This window comes from Aeromicrobium sp. IC_218 (assembly GCF_004336805.1).
Taxonomy (GTDB): Bacteria; Actinomycetota; Actinomycetes; order Propionibacteriales; family Nocardioidaceae; genus Aeromicrobium.
The window spans coordinates 72811-89930 of the sequence record NZ_SJXM01000012.1 but is presented as its reverse complement, the minus strand read 5'-3'; the positions used below and the strand labels follow the sequence as shown (position 1 = coordinate 89930).

Annotated in this window: 17 protein-coding genes and 2 tRNA genes; 8 read left to right on the top strand and 11 right to left on the bottom strand. The window is 72.0% G+C overall.

Annotated features, from left to right (window positions below):
- Nucleotides 1-5: 5 nt before the first annotated feature.
- A complete protein-coding gene (locus E0W78_RS13250) occupies nt 6-1520 on the bottom strand; it encodes an NAD(P)/FAD-dependent oxidoreductase (protein ID WP_131404423.1) in 1515 nt (504 codons plus the stop codon).
- A 14-nt stretch (nt 1521-1534) separates the two neighbouring features.
- Between E0W78_RS13250 and E0W78_RS13245 the strand changes: the two genes are divergently transcribed.
- Both E0W78_RS13245 and E0W78_RS13240 read left to right on the top strand, forming a co-directional pair.
- The gene (locus E0W78_RS13245) at nt 1535-2596 is read left to right on the top strand and encodes an AraC family transcriptional regulator (RefSeq protein ID WP_207392763.1); all 1062 of its coding nucleotides are present in this window, start codon (nt 1535-1537) and stop codon (nt 2594-2596) included.
- 211 nt (nt 2597-2807) lie between these two features.
- On the top strand, nt 2808-4118 hold the full coding sequence (locus tag E0W78_RS13240; protein WP_131404422.1) for an HNH endonuclease signature motif containing protein: 1311 nt from the start codon (nt 2808-2810) through the stop codon (nt 4116-4118).
- Between the two features lie 144 nt (nt 4119-4262).
- On the opposite strand, the gene E0W78_RS13235 is transcribed toward E0W78_RS13240, so the two are convergent.
- Nucleotides 4263-4339: transfer RNA gene (locus E0W78_RS13235), tRNA-Pro, on the bottom strand.
- Between the two features lie 39 nt (nt 4340-4378).
- On the opposite strand from E0W78_RS13235, the gene E0W78_RS16630 reads away from it, so the two are divergent.
- The 3 genes from E0W78_RS16630 (at nt 4379) to E0W78_RS13220 (ending at nt 5880) form a co-directional block, all read left to right on the top strand.
- Nucleotides 4379-4942 (top strand): (d)CMP kinase, encoded by a 564-nt coding sequence (locus tag E0W78_RS16630; RefSeq protein WP_165570511.1) that lies wholly within the window; start codon nt 4379-4381, stop codon nt 4940-4942.
- Nucleotides 4943-4994: 52 nt separating this feature from the next.
- Nucleotides 4995-5071 (top strand) — tRNA-Gly (locus tag E0W78_RS13225).
- Between the two features lie 125 nt (nt 5072-5196).
- A complete protein-coding gene (locus E0W78_RS13220; protein WP_131404421.1) occupies nt 5197-5880 on the top strand; it encodes a YIP1 family protein in 684 nt (227 codons plus the stop codon).
- Nucleotides 5881-5883: 3 nt separating this feature from the next.
- Here E0W78_RS13220 and E0W78_RS13215 read toward each other — a convergent pair whose 3' ends face one another.
- Genes E0W78_RS13215 through E0W78_RS13190 form a run of 6 tightly spaced genes read right to left on the bottom strand, consistent with a single transcriptional unit; the run spans nt 5884 to nt 10968 of the window.
- Complete coding sequence (locus tag E0W78_RS13215) at nt 5884-6987, bottom strand: PP2C family protein-serine/threonine phosphatase (protein WP_131404420.1); 1104 nt, start codon at nt 6985-6987, stop codon at nt 5884-5886.
- A 10-nt stretch (nt 6988-6997) separates the two neighbouring features.
- Nucleotides 6998-7807 carry a DNA-formamidopyrimidine glycosylase family protein gene (locus E0W78_RS13210; protein WP_131404419.1) on the bottom strand — a complete coding sequence of 270 codons (810 nt, stop codon included), beginning with the start codon at nt 7805-7807 and terminating at the stop codon, nt 6998-7000.
- Nucleotides 7800-8258, bottom strand: coding sequence for a ribose-5-phosphate isomerase (locus E0W78_RS13205; RefSeq protein WP_131404418.1), 459 nt, complete (start codon nt 8256-8258; stop codon nt 7800-7802). The genes E0W78_RS13210 and E0W78_RS13205 overlap by 8 nt, the downstream gene beginning before the upstream one ends.
- A gap of 41 nt (nt 8259-8299) precedes the next feature.
- Nucleotides 8300-9184, bottom strand: a complete 885-nt coding sequence (locus E0W78_RS13200; protein ID WP_131404417.1) for an alpha/beta hydrolase — start codon at nt 9182-9184, stop codon at nt 8300-8302.
- Between the two features lie 30 nt (nt 9185-9214).
- Nucleotides 9215-9823 carry a DsbA family protein gene (locus E0W78_RS13195; RefSeq protein ID WP_131404416.1) on the bottom strand — a complete coding sequence of 203 codons (609 nt, stop codon included), beginning with the start codon at nt 9821-9823 and terminating at the stop codon, nt 9215-9217.
- Nucleotides 9820-10968 carry a glutamate--cysteine ligase gene (locus E0W78_RS13190; protein ID WP_207392762.1) on the bottom strand — a complete coding sequence of 383 codons (1149 nt, stop codon included), beginning with the start codon at nt 10966-10968 and terminating at the stop codon, nt 9820-9822. The genes E0W78_RS13195 and E0W78_RS13190 overlap by 4 nt, the downstream gene beginning before the upstream one ends.
- Before the next feature lie 80 nt (nt 10969-11048).
- Here E0W78_RS13190 and pepN point away from each other — a divergent pair, with 80 nt between their 5' ends.
- Complete coding sequence (gene pepN / locus E0W78_RS13185) at nt 11049-13577, top strand: aminopeptidase N (protein ID WP_131404414.1); 2529 nt, start codon at nt 11049-11051, stop codon at nt 13575-13577.
- 96 nt (nt 13578-13673) lie between these two features.
- On the opposite strand, the gene E0W78_RS13180 is transcribed toward pepN, so the two are convergent.
- The gene (locus tag E0W78_RS13180) at nt 13674-14300 is read right to left on the bottom strand and encodes a hypothetical protein (RefSeq protein WP_165570510.1); all 627 of its coding nucleotides are present in this window, start codon (nt 14298-14300) and stop codon (nt 13674-13676) included.
- A gap of 467 nt (nt 14301-14767) precedes the next feature.
- Complete coding sequence (locus E0W78_RS13175) at nt 14768-15043, bottom strand: hypothetical protein (protein WP_131404412.1); 276 nt, start codon at nt 15041-15043, stop codon at nt 14768-14770.
- A gap of 33 nt (nt 15044-15076) precedes the next feature.
- Here E0W78_RS13175 and E0W78_RS13170 point away from each other — a divergent pair, with 33 nt between their 5' ends.
- Together E0W78_RS13170 and E0W78_RS13165 are read left to right on the top strand one after the other, a co-directional pair.
- A complete protein-coding gene (locus tag E0W78_RS13170) occupies nt 15077-15994 on the top strand; it encodes a mechanosensitive ion channel family protein (protein WP_131404411.1) in 918 nt (305 codons plus the stop codon).
- Nucleotides 15991-16383 (top strand): globin, encoded by a 393-nt coding sequence (locus E0W78_RS13165; protein ID WP_131404410.1) that lies wholly within the window; start codon nt 15991-15993, stop codon nt 16381-16383. The genes E0W78_RS13170 and E0W78_RS13165 overlap by 4 nt, the downstream gene beginning before the upstream one ends.
- 1 nt (nt 16384) lies before the next feature.
- Here E0W78_RS13165 and E0W78_RS16625 read toward each other — a convergent pair whose 3' ends face one another.
- Nucleotides 16385-17107: an acyl-ACP thioesterase domain-containing protein gene (locus E0W78_RS16625; RefSeq protein WP_165570509.1), complete on the bottom strand. Its 723-nt coding sequence runs from the start codon at nt 17105-17107 to the stop codon at nt 16385-16387.
- Between the last annotated feature and the right edge of the window lie 13 nt (nt 17108-17120).

Below are 17120 nucleotides of genomic sequence, written 5' to 3'. Positions count from 1 at the left end.
CTCAGTCAGGCGCCGACGGGGACGGGGTCGGTGGCGGGGTCGGTGGTGGCCGGGCGCGGTGAGACCGGGCCCAGGGTCCGGTCCAGGTCGGTGCGCAGCGTGTGGACGGAGTCCAGGACGTAGTTCTGGCGCACCTGCCACGGCCGCTTGTCGCCCTGGCGCGGGAACGCGTCGATCGAGCGCTGCACGTAGCCGGCGGCCAGGTCGAGCAGCGGCTGCGGGGCCAGCGAGGCGTCCGGCTGCGGCGCGACGGCGGTGTGGCCGCGCTCCTCCATCCAGCTCAGGACCTTCGCGACCAGGCGGTGGGTGAGGTCGGCGCGCAGCGTCCAGGACGCGTTGGTGTAGCCGATGCAGACCGCGAAGTTCGGCACGCCGGTGATCATGGCGCCGTTCCAGACGTACTGGTCGGCCAGCGGCACCCGCTCGCCGTCGACGTGCGGCTCGATGCCGCCGAAGGCGAGCAGCCTGAGCCCGGTGGCGGTCACGACGACGTCCGCCTCGAGCACCTCGCCGGACGTCAGGCGGATGCCTTCGGGCACGAACCGGTCGACGTGGGCGGTGACGACGGACGCGTCGCCGGCCTTGACGGCCCGGAACAGGTCGCCGCTGGGGATGGCGCACAGGCGCTGGTCCCACGGGTCGTACGTCGGGGTGAAGTGGTCGGCGACGGTCTGCGCGTCCCCGACGACCTTCGTGGCCAGGCCGGTCAGCAGCTTGCGCGCGGTCTCGGGCCGGCGGCGGCAGAACTGGTAGAACGCGGTGCTGAAGGCGATGTTCTTGGCCCGGACGGCGCGGTGCGCGAGCGCGGGCGGCAGCACCTTCTTGAGCCGCTCGGCGTTCTTGTCGGTCGAGGGGACGGCGCTGATCCAGGTCGGGGTGCGCTGCAGCATCGTCACGTGCGCGGCCGGGTTCTCGCCCTTGAGCATCGACGGGACGAGCGTGACCGCGGTGGCGCCGGAGCCGATGACGACCACGCGCTTGCCGCCCAGGTCGGCGTCCTCGGGCCAGAACTGCGGGTGCAGCACCTCGCCGGCGAAGTCGTCGACGCCCTCGAAGACGGGGGCGTGCGGCTGCTCGTAGTCGTAGTAGCCGGCGCAGGAGTAGAGGAAGCCGCACGTCATGGTGCGCGTCTCGCCCGTGCGCGGGTCCTCGATGGTCAGCGTCCAGCGGGAGGTGGTGGTGTCGAAGTCGGCACCGACGACCTTGCTGGAGTACTGGACCCGGTCGGCGATGCCGAACTCGTCCGCGGTGTCGCGGATGTACTGCAGGATCGAGGCGCCGTCGGCGAGCGACTTGCCGTCGCGCCACGGCTTGAAGGCGTAGCCGAGCGTGTACATGTCCGAGTCCGAGCGGACGCCCGGGTAGCGGAACAGGTCCCACGTGCCGCCCATCGCCTCGCGCGACTCGAGGATCGCGTAGGTGCGTCCCGGCGCCTGCGTCTGCAGGCGGTAGGCGGCGCCGACACCGGACAGGCCGGCTCCGACGATGACGACGTCGACGTGCTGCGTGCTCTCGCTCATGGGTTCCAGCATGCGTGGCTGGCGTCGGGTGGCACTTGACCCTGCGCGACAACTACTTGACCCTGGACGACATGTCGTACATCCGCTCCGCCGGCCTGCGCGGGTTCGCGCGGCTGGTCACCGAGCACGGCGGCGACCCCGAGGCGATGGCCCGCCGGGCCCGGCTCCCGCTCCAGGCCCTGCACGACGACGAGCTGCTGGTGGAGGACCTCGCGCTCGCCCGCGTGCTCGAGCTCGCCGCCGCCGAGCTCGACCTGCCCGACCTCGGCCTGCGCCTGGCCGAGCGCCAGGACCTGGCCATGCTCGGGCCGCTGGCCGTGGCGATCCAGAACTCGCCCACGCTCGGCGACGCCCTGGCCTGCAGCGCGCGCTACCTGTTCGTCCACGCCCGGGGGCTGAGCCTGGAGGCCGTGCCCGACCCGCACGGCACGCCGGGGCTCGTGGCGCTGCGCTACGGGACGCCGGCCGGCGACGTCTTCCGCCAGGGGGCCGACGTGGGGCTGGGCTTCCTGCACCGCTCGATCTGCGCCCTGCACGGCGGCGGGTACGGGCTGCGCGGCGTCGAGCTTCCGCACCGGCCGCTCGCGCCCGTCTCGCGCTACGAGGAGTGGTTCGGCGCGCCCGTGCGGGTCGGCGAGGCCCAGGCGCTGCTGCGCGTCCCGGCCAGCCTCATGACCCGGCCGCTGGACGACGCCGACGTCACGGTGCGCACCCTCGCGCTCGAGCACCTCGGCCGGTACGCGGACTCCCCCGGCTCGGACGTGACGATGCGCGTCCGCGCCGTCCTCGAGGAGTCGCTCGGCACGACGACCGTCGACGTCGCCGCGGTGGCCTCGCTGCTCGCCGTCCACCCGCGCACCCTGCAGCGACGGCTCGAGGCCGAGGGCACGACGTTTGCCCGCGTCCTCGACGGCCTGCGCCGCGAGCGGGCCCGGACCTACCTGACGACCACCGACATGCCGATGACCCAGGTGGCCGCCGCGCTCGGCCTGTCCGAGCAGTCGGCCCTCACCCGGTGCGCCCGCCGCTGGTGGGGACAGTCACCGCGGGAAGTGCGGGCTGCGAGCGCTGTTTGAGCTTGTCGAAAAGGAGCCTCAGTGCTCGGTCACCCGAGGGGCTGACGACGAAGGGGTTGGGTGCGTGCAGGGTTGGTTCGTCGGATCGCCCGACCCTCGCTCGCTGAGCTTGTCGAAGCGCCAAAAAGACTGTGATTTCAGTGGATATCGCGTTGCTCCTGCCACCTTCACGAGGTAGACTAGAACAAACGTTCGACACGGGGGGTCTCGGATGATCAGCGACCAGGTTCAGGCACTGCTGGCGGAGTCCAGCGCGCTCGAGCCGTGGACGCTGACCGACCGTGAGATCCGTGCCGAGCTGCAGGCGGCCGCTCAGGCTGCGTCCGCGCTCCAAGCGTTGACGGTGAAGCTGACGGCTGCGGCCGAGGATCGCGGCCTTCCCCGTGAGGACGGCTGCACGTCGCCGACGGTCTGGCTGGCCAGCACCACGAACGTCTCCAAGCGGGAAGCCTCCAAGCTCGTCTCACTGACTCGTCTCGATCCGACCCGGGGACGCATCACGCAGGAGCGCTGGAGCACGGGCCGACTGACGACCGAACAGGCCTCGATCATCCTGAAGTCTCTCGATGCTCTGCCGGAGTGGTTCGTGGACGAGCAGCACGACGACGCCGAGGCCACCCTCCTGGAGCACGCGTCCGAGTTCGGGGCCGACGATCTGCGCCGCCTGGCCAACCGGATCGTGGAGGTCGTCGACCCCGACTCGGCCGACGAGATCATCGGCGCGCAGCTGGAGCGCCAGGAGAAACAGGCCTGGGACGACACCCACCTGTCGATCACCCGCATGGGCAAGGGCCGCAGCAGCATCCGTGGGGTGCTGCCCGACGTGCAGGCCGACATGCTCAAGACCGTCCTCGAAGGCCTCGCCTCACCCCGACGCGACGGCGCGATCTTCCGCGACGTCGACGGCGAGCACTCCGACCAGGAGTTCGGCCGCCTCGACCACGCCCGTCGCATGGGACTCGCCCTCTGCGAGCTCGTCGAGCACCTGCCCAGTGAGTGCTTCCCTCAGGCCGGCGGAGTCGCCGCCACCGTCACGATCAACATCGACCTGGACGACCTTCGTGACCGGATCTCGCGGGCCACGCTCTCGACCGGCGCCACGATGAGCGCCAGCGAGGCCCGCCGATTCGCCTGCAGCGCCAACCTCATCCCCATGGTTCTCGACGGCGCGAGCCAGCCGCTCGACGTCGGTCAGCAGAAGCGCCTGCACGACAGGTCCCAGCGCATCGCATTGGCGAAACGGGACGGTGGCTGCTCGTGGAAGGGCTGTGACCGACCACCCGGCTGGTGCGAAGCACACCACCTCCGACCATGGAGCGAAGGCGGCGAGACGTCGATCGACAACGGGGCCCTGTTCTGCTTCTTCCACCACCACCTGCTCCACGACTCAGACTGGCAAGCCAGGTTGAGTCCGGACGGAGTCGTCGAAGTCATCCCGCCGTCACGGATCGACCCGCAACAGCGCCCACTGCGCCACGCCCGCCACGTCAAGCACCAACCACGGGCCCTCGAACCCGCCTGATTCCCGATCCCTGAGCCTGTCGAAGGGCGCTGCCTGAGCCTGTCGAAGGCTCCTTCGCCCGAGCCCCGAGGGGCGGACCGATCCCTGAGCCTTTCGGGGGCGGTGCGGGGCCGCAACCACTCACGGACCCCTCCTCGGGCCCTCTGGTCGGGATGACAGGATTTGAACCTGCGACCCTCCGCTCCCAAAGCGGATGCGCTACCAAGCTGCGCTACATCCCGGTGCCGGCCGAGCCGGCGTCTCACTCTAGAGGACCCGTCTTGCCCCCAGCACCACCACGGTACGAGGAGCTGGCGGCACCCCTGACCCTCCTCGCCGACCTGCGCGGGGCCCGCTGCGGGAGCACGACGGTCATCGCCGTCGACGGCCCGAGCGGCAGCGGCAAGACCGACGTCGTCGCCGCGCTCGCGCCGCGCCTGGACGCCCGCGTCCTGAGCATGGAGGACCTGTACCGCGGCTGGCAGGGGCTGGACGCGTCGACGCCCGTGCTGGTCGGGCAGATCCTGGGCTGCCTGGCCGAGGACCGAACCGCGACCTTCCGCCGCTGGGACTGGGAGGCGTCGGCTCCGGGCGAGCCGGTGCCGGTCGAGCCCGGCGGCGTGCTGATCCTGGACGGCGTGGGGTCCGGCGCGTCCCTGGCCCGCACCTACCTGTCCGGGCTGCTGTGGCTCGAGGCGCCCGAGGCCGTCCGCAAGCGTCGGGCGCTGCAGCGCGACGGAGCGACGTACGAGCCGTGGTGGGACGTGTGGGCGGAGCAGGAGCGCGAGCACTTCGCCCGCGAGCGCACTCGGGAGGCCGCGGACCTCGTGGTGGCGACCGCCTGACGAGCGCCCCGGGGGCCATGTGGCATCATGGTCGCGCTGCCTCGGCAGCAACGCGGACGTAGCTCAATTGGTTAGAGTCTCTGCCTTCCAAGCAGAATGTTGCGAGTTCGAGTCTCGTCGTCCGCTCCACGGAACGCCGGTCCCCCAAGGGGCCGGCGTTCGTCGTTCCCGGGGCCGCTGATTACGCCGCTCCCCATCGGGTACGTCCTGCGGAGCACAAGCCGCGCACGCGGCCCGAGGCACCGGAGGCCACCATGACGACCCACTCCCACGACGACCCCCGGCAGGACGACCGCACGACGGACGTGCCCCCGACCGAGACCACCGCCCACGACCACGGCCGGCACGGTGCCCACGAGGCACCGGCGCACCGCGACCCCGCCGTCGACGCACGCCGCGTCGAGGCGGACGTCCACGAACGACGCCGCGAGCGCTTCGGCGGCATGCACCTCGTGGTCGCCTTCTTCGGCTGGCTGGTCGCCGTGGGCCTGGCGATCATCCTGTCCGGCATCGTCGGCGCCATCGCCACGGGCGTCGGGAACGCCAACGACGTGACGCAGTCCGACCTGGAGCGCCAGAGCGGCACCATCGGCATCGGGGCGGCCGTCGTGCTGCTCGTGGTGCTGGCGATCAGCTACTTCGCCGGCGGCTACGTGGCCGGGCGCATGGCCCGCTTCGACGGCGGCAAGCAGGGCGTCGGCGTCTTCCTCGTCGGCCTGCTCGTCGTGATCGTGGCCGCCATCGTCGGTGCGATCTTCGGGGCGCAGTACAACGTCCTGGACCGCATCGACGTGCCGGACGTCCCGATCCCGACGGACGACCTGAGCATCGGCGGCGCGATCACGATCGTCGCCGCGCTCGCGGTGATGCTGGTGTTCGCCGTCCTGGGCGGCAAGGCCGGCCAGCGGTTCCACCGCAAGGTCGACCGCACCTGGTGACCGTCAGGCCGGGTCGCGCCACAGGACGAGCACGGCCCGGTCGTCGTCGCCGCTCGGCACGCGCTTCATGAGTCGGGCGGCGGCGCCCTCGAACCCCGGCTCGACGGCGCGAGCCGCGGCGTCCTGGAGCCAGGCGATGCCGTCGGTCAACGAGCGGTCGCGCGTCTCGACGACGCCGTCGGTGTAGAACGCCAGCGCCTCGCCCGGCGCGAGCTCCCCCGTGCTGCGGTGGAACTCCGGCCGACGGGCCACCCCGAGCGCGAGCCCGCGCGCGGGGTCGACCTCCCAGCGGCTCTCCTTCGAGCACCAGCGCAGGGCGGGCGGGTGACCGGCGCTCGTCACCTCGTAGGCACCGGTCTCGAGGTTCACCAGCACGTGCACCGCGGTGGCGAGCGCGTCCTCGGCGTCCTGGCGCAGCAGGAAGTCGTTGGCCGAGGCCATCAGCGCCTGGGGCGGCAGCGCCCCGATGAGACCGCCGAGCGCACCGGCGAACTGCAACGACTGCGTCGCGGCCGAGACGCCCTTGCCGCACACGTCCACGAGCACCATCTCCAGGTGCCGGCGGTCCTCGCTCAGCTCGGCGACCAGGAAGTCCCCCGCGTAGCCGGACCCGCCCGCGCTGAGCATGGACGTCTCGCAGTGCCACGCCGCGGGCAGCACCGGCACGCGGCTCTGGCGCTGCAGCCGGTCGCGCAGGTCGGCGAGCATCGCCTGGCCCAGCACGCTCGGCAGGCCGGTGCGCTGCAGGCTGGCCTGGAAGACGACGAGCAGCGCCGAGGCGACGAGGATGCACGCCGCCATCGTCCGGGCCAGCGTCGGCGAGGCGCCGAGCTCGACGCTCAGGAACCCGGCCAGGGTGGCGGCGACGCTGACGACCACGAGCGGCCAGAACCGCAGGACGATCATCGCCACGAACAGGTAGAAGAAGTAGGCCGCGATCGGCATCAGCGCGTAGTCGTGGATGGACAGCGCCAGCGACAGCGCGACGACGGCGAGCAGGACGACGGTCGCCGTCACCTGGCTCGCGCGCGTGCCGGAACGCCACTCGAGCACCTGGCGGTGCAACCAGGAGCCCACGGCTCCCGGGCGGCGCGCGACGACGTTCACGGGCCGCACTCTAGTGGGAGTTTTGGCACCTCGGGCACCAGAACAGGTTCCGGTTCGCCAAATCTTTTCGCAGCACCGGCGTCCCGCAGACCAGGCACGGCTGCCCCTCGCGACGGTAGACGTACACCTCTCCCCCGTGGTCGTCCTGCCGCGGCTCGCGGCCCATCGCCTCGGGCTCGTGCTCGGGGCGCACCGTGTCGATACGGCCGAGACGCACGCCCTCGCGCATGAGACCGGCGAGGTCGGACCAGATCGCGTCCCACGTGGCGCGGTCGAGCTCGCGGCCCGGCGTCATCGGGTCGAGCCCGAGCCGGAACAGCACCTCGGCGCGGTAGACGTTGCCGACGCCGCCGAGGACGGCCTGGTCCATCAGCAGCGCGGCGACGGGCGTCCGGCTGCGCGAGATGCGAGTCCAGGCCCGGTCGGGATCGGCGTCGTCGCGCAGCGGGTCCGGCCCGATGCGCGACGTCAGCGCGTCCACCTGCGCCGGGTCCAGCAGCTCGCAGGCCGTGGGACCACGGAGGTCGGCAGTGACGTCGGACGTCCCCAGGCGCCAACGCACCTGCCCGACCACGGGCAGGTCGGTGCCGTCGAGGAACGTGAACGTGCCGTAGAGCCCGAGGTGGACGTGCACCTGCTCCGCGACGTCGGCGAACGCCACGAGCAGGTGCTTGCCGTGCGCCTCGGCGCCGGTCAGCTCGCGGCCGTCGAGCAGATCTGCGGCGAACCGGCCCTGCGGGCTGGACGAGCGGACGGCGTGTCCGCCGAGCCGCTCGAGCAGGTCACCGGCGAGCCGGTGGAGGGTGTGCCCCTCAGGCAATCTCGCCGGTCTCCTCGTAGGACAGCAGCATGTCGATGCGGCGCTGGTGACGCGCCTCGTCGCTCCACTCGGCGGTCAGGAACGCCTCGACGATCGCCGTGGCCTCCTCCAGCGAGTGCATGCGCGCGCCGATCGAGACGACCTGCGCGTTGTTGTGCTGGCGGGCCAGCTGCGCGGTCTCGACGCTCCAGGCCAGCGCCGCGCGGGCGCCCTTGACCTTGTTGGCGGCGATCTGCTCGCCGTTGCCCGAGCCACCGACGACGATGGCCAGGCTGCCCGGCTCGGCGACGACGGCCTCGGCCGCGGCGATGCAGAACGGCGGGTAGTCGTCGGCCGGGTCGTTCTCGTGGGCTCCGTGGTCGACCGGCTCGTGGCCGTTCGCGGTCAGCCACTCGACGAGGTGGGTCTTCAGGTCGTAGCCGGCGTGGTCGGCACCGATGTGGACGCGCATGGCGTCAGTCTCCCAGGTCGGGGGCGCGGCGACGACCCGCCCTACAGGTGCGCGGTGCGGCGGGCGTCCATGAGCGCGCCGACCGCGAGCACCGTCGCGCGCGACAGGTCGAAGCGGTCGGGCATGCGCCAGAACGAGTGCGGGACGCCCAGTGCGCGCCAGGCGCTGACCGGCACGCCGGCCTGCGACAGCGCCGACGCGTACGCCTCGCCCTGGTCGCGCAGGACGTCGTGCTCGGCGGTCACCACGACGGTGGGCGGCGTGCTCGCCAGGTCGGCGTGGCGCAGCGGCGAGACCTCGGGCGAGGCGGAGCCGTCGGCGTACTGGCGCCAGAACCAGGCCATCTGCTCGGCGGTCAGCGCGTTCGTGTCCAGGGCCGGGTCGAGGACGCCCTCGCGGTCGGTCGCCGGGTACAGCAGCACCTGCATGTCGAGCAGCGAGGCGTCGCGCACGGTCAGCCCGGCGACGAGGTTCGCGCCGGACGAGTCGCCGATGCCCGGCACGAACGACGCGTCCACGCGGTGCGTGCGGGCGTGCTCGCGCAACCACCGGGCGGCCGTCTCGACGTCGTCCAGCGGCGCGGGGTACGGGTGCTCGGGCGCCCGGCGGTAGTCGACCGCCAGCAGCGCCCAGCCCGTGCGGTGGGCCAGGTGGCGGCAGAAGGCGTCGTGCGTCTCCAGGTCGTGCAGCACCCAGCCGCCGCCGTGGACGTACAGCGCCGCGGGTGCGCCGAGCGCCGGACGGTACAGCCGCACCGGCACGCCGTCGGCGTCCAGGTCGAGCACGGCGTCGAGACCGATCCGGTCGCTCTGCGCCAGGGCGGCGGCGCGGGCCTGGGCCCGCACCGCCGGCACCTGGTCGGCGTCCGGCACCGTCGGCTCGCCGAGGTCGGTCAGGAACGCGACGGACTGGGGGTGCAGCGTCATGGCGCTCAGCGTAGTGAGCGCCGGCCGCGATCAGTCGAAGATCGGGTCGCGGTCGCGCGTCCGCTTGAGCTCGTAAAAGCCGTCGTAGCCGGCGAGCAGACGCGCGCCGTCGAACACCTTGCCGGCGTCCTCGCCCTTAGGGGCCGGGCTCAGCACGGGGCCGAAGAAGGCGGTGCCGCCGATCGAGATGACCGGGGTGCCGACCTCCTGGCCGACGCGCTCGATGCCGTCCTGGTGGGACGCGCGCACCGCGTCGTCCAGCGACGCGTCGTCGGCGGCGTCGGCGAGCTCGGCGGGCAGGCCGGCCTCCTCGAGCGCCTCGACGTAGAGCTCGCGGTCGTACTCGCGGCCCTGGTTGTGCTTGCGGGTGCCGAGCGCGGTGTAGAGCTCGCGCACCTTGTCGCTGCCGTGCTGCTGCTCGACGGCGATGGCCAGGCGCACGGGGCCCCAGCCGCGCTGGATCATCTCGCGGTACTCCTCGGGGACGTCCTTGTCCTCGTTGAGCACGGACAGGCTCATGACGTGGAAGACGGTCTCGACGTCGCGGACCTTCTCGACCTCGAGCATCCAGCGGGACGTCATCCAGGCCCAGGGGCACAGCGGGTCGAACCAGAAGTCGACCTTCTCGGTGGCAGTCATGACTGGGGCAACACCGGACGGCCCGCGCGCATTTCCTCGACCAGCGCGCCGACCACCGGACCGAGGTCGCCCTGGTGCCGCGCGGCGACCGCGCGCTGGCGCTCGTAGGACGCTCCGTCGGTCACCATCCTCGCGATGCCCGCGAGCTCCCCGCTGCAGCCGAGGTCGGCGGCGACCGGCTCGAGCATCGGCAGGACGCGCTCCAGGTGGGTCGTGACCAGCTCCTCCTCGGCGGTGTGGTCGAGGATGAGGATGGCCTCCATGCCGTAGCGGGCGGCGCGCCACTTGTTCTCCTGCGCGAACCACGGCGGCAGGTGGGGCAGCTCGCGGCCGGCGTCCAGCTCGCGCGAGAAGTGCTCGACCAGGCAGTGGATGAGCGCCGAGACGCTCAGCAGCTCCTGCAGGCTCGGGATGCCGTCGCACACGCGCACCTCGAGCGTCCCGAACTTCGGCGACGGCCGGATGTCCCAGCGGATCTCGTCGAAGACGTCGATGACACCGGTCTTGAGCATGTCGTCGACGTAGCCCTCGAGCTGCGACCACTGCTCGAACTGGAACGGCAGGCCGGCGGTGGGCAGCTGCTGGAACATGAGCGCGCGGTTCGAGGCGTAGCCGGTGTCCTTGCCGCCCCAGAACGGGGACGACGCGCTGAGCGCCTGCAGGTGGCCGAAGAACGTCAGCAGCGCGCGGCTGATCGGCAGCACCTTGTCGCGGTCCTCGATGCCGACGTGGACGTGGACGCCGTAGATGAGCATCTGGCGGCCCCACCACTGCGTGCGGTCGATGAGCGTGGCGTACCGCTCCTTGTCGGTGACCTTCTGGTGGCCCCAGTGCGCGAACGGGTGCGTGCCCGCGCACATGAGCTCGACGCGCAGCGGGTCGGTGACCTCGCGGATGCGCTCGATGCTGCGCTGCAGGTCCTCGCCCGCCTCCTTGACGGTGCGGCACACGCCGGTGACGACCTCGACGGTGTTGAGCAGCAGCTCCTGACGGATCGTGGGGTGCTCTCCCCCGCCCGGCGGCTCGACGGCGTCCAGGACGGTCTGCGCCACCTGGCGCAGGTCGCCGCTGTCCGCGTCGACCAGGGCGAGCTCCCACTCGATGCCCAGGGTCGACCGCTCGGAGGCGGCGAAGGGGATCTCCATGGCGACCATCCTGCCCGAATCCCCTGACGTCGCACGGTCCGCTCTCGTGACGTGCCACACCCCGTGACAGCATGGACCGCATGCCAGGCACCAACCTCACGCGCGCCGAAGCCGTCGAGCGCGCCACCGTCGTCACGCCCTCCACCTACGAGGTGTGGCTGGACCTCTCCGTCGACTCCACCGAGCGCTTCGGGTCCACGACCGTCATCCGCTTCCAGGCGACCCCCGGGGCGTCCACCTTCGTCGACCTCGTCGACGGCGAGATCAGCTCGGCGACGCTCAACGGTGAGCCCGTCGACGTCTCCGCCTACGCCGACAGCCGGCTCCCGATCAGCGGCCTGCGCGAGCAGAACGAGCTGCGCATCGAGGGCACCTGCGCCTACTCGCGCTCCGGCGAGGGCCTGCACCGCTTCGTGGACCCGGTCGACGAGCGCGTGTACCTCTACACGCAGTTCGAGGTGCCGGACGCGCGTCGCGTCTTCGCCACCTTCGAGCAGCCCGACCTCAAGGCCGAGTTCACCTTCCACGTCACCGCGCCGGCGCACTGGGCGGTCGTGTCGAACTCCCCCACGCCCGCGCCGGAGGACACCGCGCCCGGCGTCGCCACGTGGCACTTCGCCCCGACCAAGCGCATGTCGACCTACATCACCGCGCTCGTCGCGGGCGAGTACGTCGAGGTCCGCGACGTCTACGCCGGTGAGTACGGCGAGATCCCGCTGGGCGTCTTCTGCCGCCAGTCGCTGCGCGAGCACCTCGACGCCGACGACATCTTCGAGATCACCAAGCAGGGCTTCGCGTTCTTCGAGGGCAAGTTCCAGATGGGCTACCCGTTCGGCAAGTACGACCAGCTCTTCGTGCCCGAGTACAACATGGGCGCGATGGAGAACGCGGGCTGCGTGACCTTCCGCGACGAGATGATCTTCCGCAGCCGCCAGACCGTCTCGGCCTACGAGTCGCGGGCGAACACGATCCTGCACGAGATGGCCCACATGTGGTTCGGCGACCTCGTGACCATGAAGTGGTGGGACGACCTCTGGCTGAACGAGTCGTTCGCCGAGTTCGCGGCCACGTACGCCCTGGTCAACGGCGACACCCGCTTCCCCGACGCGTGGACGACCTTCACCGCGGCGCGCAAGAACTGGGCCTACCGCCAGGACCAGCTGCCCTCGACCCACCCGATCGCGGCCGACAACTACGACCTGCACGCGGTCGAGGCCAACTTCGACGGCATCACGTACGCCAAGGGCGCGTCGTCGCTCAAGCAGCTCGTGGCCTGGGTCGGCGAGGACGACTTCTTCACCGGCCTGCGTGCGTACTTCGCCAAGCACGCCTACGGCAACACCACCCTCGAGGACCTGCTCGTCGAGCTCGAGGCCGCGTCCGGCCGCGAGCTGGGCTCCTGGGCCAAGGAGTGGCTGCAGACGTCCGGCGTCAACACGCTGCGTCCGTCGTTCGAGCTGGACGCCGACGGCGCCTACTCCTCGTTCGCGATCGAGCAGTCCGCCATCGAGGCGTTCCCGACCATCCGCCGCCACCGCATCGCCGTGGGCCTGTACGACGAGGTCGACGGCCGCCTGCAGCGCACCGACCGCCTGGAGCTGGACGTCGAGGGCGAGCGCACCGAGGTGCCGCAGCTCGTCGGACGTCCGCAGCCGGCCCTCCTGCTGCTCAACGACGACGACCTCACCTACGCCAAGATCCGCCTGGACGAGCGTTCCTCGGCCACGCTGATCGAGTCGATCGCCACGATCGCCGACCCGCTGGCCCGCGCGCTGTGCTGGGGCTCGGCGTGGGACATGACCCGCGACGGCGAGCTGTCGGCCGACGCGTTCGTCTCGCTCGTCCTGTCCGGCGTGGGCTCGGAGTCCGACCTCACCGCGGTCGGGTCGCTGCTGCGCCAGGCCGGCACGGCCGTGCACCTGTACGCCCACCCGGACGCGCGGCCCGAGCTGGCCGCCCGCTGGGAGGCCGGCGTGCTGGCGCTGCTGCAGGCCGCGGAGCCGGGTGGCGACCACCAGCTGGCGCTGGCCCGCGCGTACGCCTCGGCGTCCAGCGACCCCCAGCAGGTGCGCTCGCTGCTGGACGGCGCGCTGCCCGGCCTGGCCGTCGACGCCGACCTGCGCTGGACGCTGACCATCGCGCTGGCCCGCCTCGGCGCCGCCGACGAGGCCGCGATCGCGTCCGAGCTCGAGGCCGACCCGACCATCTCGGGCCAGGAGCACGCCGCCGCGGCGCGCACCATCCGTCCGGACGCCGCGGCCAAGGCCGAGGCATGGCGCCAGGTCACGCAGGACCCGTCGGTGCCGAACGAGACCCGGCGCTCCATCGCGGGCGCCTTCCAGGTGCCGGGCCAGGCGGACGTGCTCGACCCGTTCGTCGACCAGTACCTGCAGATGGCCGAGACGATCATCGAGGAGCAGGGCGTCTGGATCGGGCAGGTGGCGCTGATCCACCTGTTCCCGCTGGCGAACCCGTCGGTCGAGACGCTCGCCAAGGTCGACGAGTGGCTCGCGGGCACCCAGGCCGGCGCCGCCTCGCGCCGCTACGTCCTGGAGGGTCGCGACGACCTGGCCCGGGCGCTGCACGCCCAGGGCGTCCTCGACCGCTGAGAGTCCGCCGTCGCGTCACCTCCTCGCTGAGCGTGACGTTGTGTACGCCTCTCCCGGCGTGTCGCGTGCACAACGTCGCGCTCAGCGCGTTGGGGGTCAGTCCCAGCGGCGGCCGGGTGCCCAGGTCCACCACCACGGCGGACGCTCGAGGGTCCAGCCAGGCGTCCCCTTCGGGACCGCCTCACGCCGGATCCGCGCCAGACGAGCGGCCAGTCGACGCCGCTCGCGATGGTCGTCCGCGGTCACCCGTACGGTCACCAGGCCGGCCCGTGTCATGTCTTCCTGACGGCGGTTGTCGCGGGTCCGCCGCGAACGAGACGCATGGTCGTCACCGTCGGTCTCGACCACGATGCCGCGCTCGGCGTCCAGCAGGTCCGCGATCCCGAGCAGTCGCCCGTCCAGGTCGAAGACCGCTTCGTTGACCCGGACGTCCTGATATCCCGCGTCCTGCACGGCGACCAGCCGCGTGCTCGACTCGAGCGGACTCGCCGATCGCGTGCTCACCAGCGGCAGGGCGCGCCGGATGGTCGCGATGCCGCGTGTCTTGGCATGGCTCTCGAGCACGGATCGGATGCGGGACGGTGTGGTGCGCGAGCCTGCCGTGACGGTCGAGCAGCACGCGTCGAGGACCTCGACCGCCTCGCCGAGCGACCGCGCCTCCAGCGCCATGTCGTAGGCGCAACGAGCGAGCGAGGCCACTCGGGCGCCCTCGACCTCCTCCACCTCGTGGTCGTGGAGGACACGTCGCGACACCTGGAGACCCGGTCGGCTGCGCTGCTGGCCCGCTCGACTCACGACGGTGACGGCCTGCATCGCGTCTCGATGCCTTCCCTCGAACGCCAGGACGCCGTGGAGCCGGGCGCCCGCCCAACCGGTCAGGACGGCCCCGGGCTCCATCGCGCCGAGGGCGTCGGCGATGCGGACGTCCGGGTCAGCGGGGTCGAGCGACGCGGGGCGTCTGATACCGCGGTACGGGCGCTCCCAGACGTCGGCATCGCGCTGACGTCGGGTGAGGCCGAGAGCCTCGAGCCGGGTGACGCGTCGTGACCGGTCCATCGTCTGATCGTGTCCGCGTCCGGTCCCCCACGACGGACCACGTCCACAACGCACTGAGCGTGACGTTGTGCACGCGACACGCCGGTCGATACGTACACAACGTCACGCTCAGCGAGGAGGTGACGCCTGACTGCTCAGTGGTGCTGGACGGGGGCCTTGTCGCCCGCGGGGACGAGGGCGGTCTCCGGCGCCGGCGGCACGTAGTTCTTGCGCGACATGAGGGCGGCCAGCAGACCGATGACGACGAACAGAGCGATCGGGATGCCGAACAGCAGGATGAGCATGTCGAGCAGCGACTGCTCCGGCGCGTCCTCCCACGTGGAGGGGGCGTCGGCCGCGGCGGGGCCGGCGGTGGCGACGAGCGAGACGACGACGGTGGCCAGGACGGCAGCGAGGCGCTTGGTGCTCATGGGCCTCATCGTAGCCGCCCGTAGAGTGGAGCCATGCCGTACCTCGACTTCGACCTGTCCCGGAAGGTGACCCTCGAGGACGTCGCCGCCGGGGCCCTGGGCGTGCTGCTCATCGTGGTCCTGGCCGTCGTGGCGCGCTGGCTGCTGAACCGCGCGATCGACCGCGTCGTCCGGCGCGCGTCCAAGGGCGCGGTGCCCGGCGTCCTGCGCCACGGCAAGGCCGGCGGCTTCCTCAACGAGCTGCGCCCGGGGGCGAACGCCCGTCGGGCGCAGCGCGCGGAGGCGATGGGGTCGCTGCTCAAGAGCATCGTCACCGGGGTCATCGGCGCCATCGCGGTGCTGACGGTCCTGCCCCGGCTCGGCGTGAACATCGCGCCGCTCCTCGCCAGCGCGGGCATCGTCGGCGTGGCCGTCGGCTTCGGCGCCCAGACGCTGGTCAAGGACTTCCTCTCCGGCGTCTTCATGATCATGGAGGACCAGTACGGCGTCGGCGACGTCATCGACCTGGGCGAGGCCAGCGGCACCGTGGAGGCGGTCGGCCTGCGCGTCACCCGCCTGCGCGACGTCAGCGGCACCGTCTGGTACGTCCGCAACGGCGAGGTGCTGCGCGTGGGCAACCTGAGCCAGAACTGGGCGCGGTCGGTCCTGGACATCACCGTCGGCTACGAGTCCGACCTCGACCACGTGCAGGCGATCCTCAAGCAGGTCGCCCACGAGGTGTACGAGGACCCCGCCTTCGCCGGCGACATCCTGGAGGAGCCCGAGGTGCCCGGCATCGAGCGCTTCGACAAGGACGGCCCGGTGCTGCGCGTGCTCGTGAAGACCGCCCCGCTGAAGCAGTGGGACGTCTCACGGGCGCTGCGCGAGCGGGTCAAGATCCGGTTCGACGCCGCCGGCATCCGCATCCCGGCGACCATCACGGCCCCCATGGCCACGGAGGGACAGCAGTGACCACCCCCAACGACGAGGTCAGCTTCTACGAGGCGATCGGCGGGCACGACACGATCAAGCAGATCGTGACGACGTTCTACGAGGGCGTCGCGGCCGACCCGCTGCTCAAGCCGATGTACCCCGAGGAGGACCTCGGGCCGGCGGCGGAGCGCTTCACGCTGTTCCTCACCCAGTACTGGGGCGGCCCGGGCACCTACTCCGAGACGCGCGGCCACCCGCGGCTGCGGATGCGGCACGCGCCCTACGCCGTCACGCCCGCGGCCCGCGACGCGTGGCTCAAGCACTTCCGCGCCGGGCTGGACGAGGCGAACCTCTCCCCCGAACTGGACGCGCAGTTCTGGGCGTACGTGCAGCACGCGGCGACCTTCATGGTCAACACGCACGAGTGAGCTAGCCGGCGATCAGCGCCAGCAGGCGGGCCCGCGTCCCGTCGTCGAGCGGCCGTGAGCGCTCGGCCTCCAGGTCGAACCCGACGAGCACGGCCCGGCAGCGCAGCACCACACGTCCGTCGTGGACCAGCTCGGACGCCACCGTGTAGGACGACGTGCCGACGTGCCCGATCCAGGTGGCGGTGGTGACCTCGCCGGCGGCCGCCGGCAGGTCGTCGTGCAGCTGCAGGGCCGTCGAGACGACCACGACCGAGCCGACCGTGTCGATGCCCGAGCGGTGGATGAACGCGATGCGGTTCTCCTGCGCGAGCTCGAGCAGCCCCGCGACGCCCAGCACCCCGTCGGGGCCGCCGTCGACCTCGCGCAGCCGGTAGGACGTCCGCAGCGCCACGTCGGGGGCGGACGGCTCGACGTCCTCACGGACGCCGAAGCGGGTCTCGACCCGGGCGTGCTCGTGCCGCACGCCGTCGGCGTCGTCCATCGCCAGGTCCTGCACGAGGACGTCGCCGTCCAGGGTGCTGGTGACGACGACCGGACGCGTCGACAGGTGCATCGGCGCCCGGTACGTCACCTCGGCCGACGTCACGGTGCGCGCGGCGGGCAGCAGCCCCTCGGCGACGAGGCGCGACTGCACCTCCTCGGCGATCACCGCGTACTTGACGTTGTTGACGTGGCGCAGGGAGTCGAGGTCCGACCAGCGCAGCGGGACGAGGTGCTCGGTCACCCGGGCATCCTGC

Coding starts and splice junctions, on each gene's coding strand:
- E0W78_RS13195 (WP_131404416.1), bottom strand. CDS start 9,823: ATGACTGCCACCGAGAAGGTCGACTTCTGGTTCGACCCGCTGTGCCCC.
- E0W78_RS13190 (WP_207392762.1), bottom strand. CDS start 10,968: ATGGAGATCCCCTTCGCCGCCTCCGAGCGGTCGACCCTGGGCATCGAG.
- E0W78_RS13240 (WP_131404422.1), top strand. CDS start 2,808: ATGATCAGCGACCAGGTTCAGGCACTGCTGGCGGAGTCCAGCGCGCTC.
- E0W78_RS13175 (WP_131404412.1), bottom strand. CDS start 15,043: ATGAGCACCAAGCGCCTCGCTGCCGTCCTGGCCACCGTCGTCGTCTCG.
- E0W78_RS13250 (WP_131404423.1), bottom strand. CDS start 1,520: ATGAGCGAGAGCACGCAGCACGTCGACGTCGTCATCGTCGGAGCCGGC.
- E0W78_RS13220 (WP_131404421.1), top strand. CDS start 5,197: ATGACGACCCACTCCCACGACGACCCCCGGCAGGACGACCGCACGACG.
- E0W78_RS13205 (WP_131404418.1), bottom strand. CDS start 8,258: ATGCGCGTCCACATCGGTGCCGACCACGCCGGCTACGACCTGAAGACC.
- pepN (WP_131404414.1), top strand. CDS start 11,049: ATGCCAGGCACCAACCTCACGCGCGCCGAAGCCGTCGAGCGCGCCACC.
- E0W78_RS13200 (WP_131404417.1), bottom strand. CDS start 9,184: ATGACGCTGCACCCCCAGTCCGTCGCGTTCCTGACCGACCTCGGCGAG.
- E0W78_RS13170 (WP_131404411.1), top strand. CDS start 15,077: ATGCCGTACCTCGACTTCGACCTGTCCCGGAAGGTGACCCTCGAGGAC.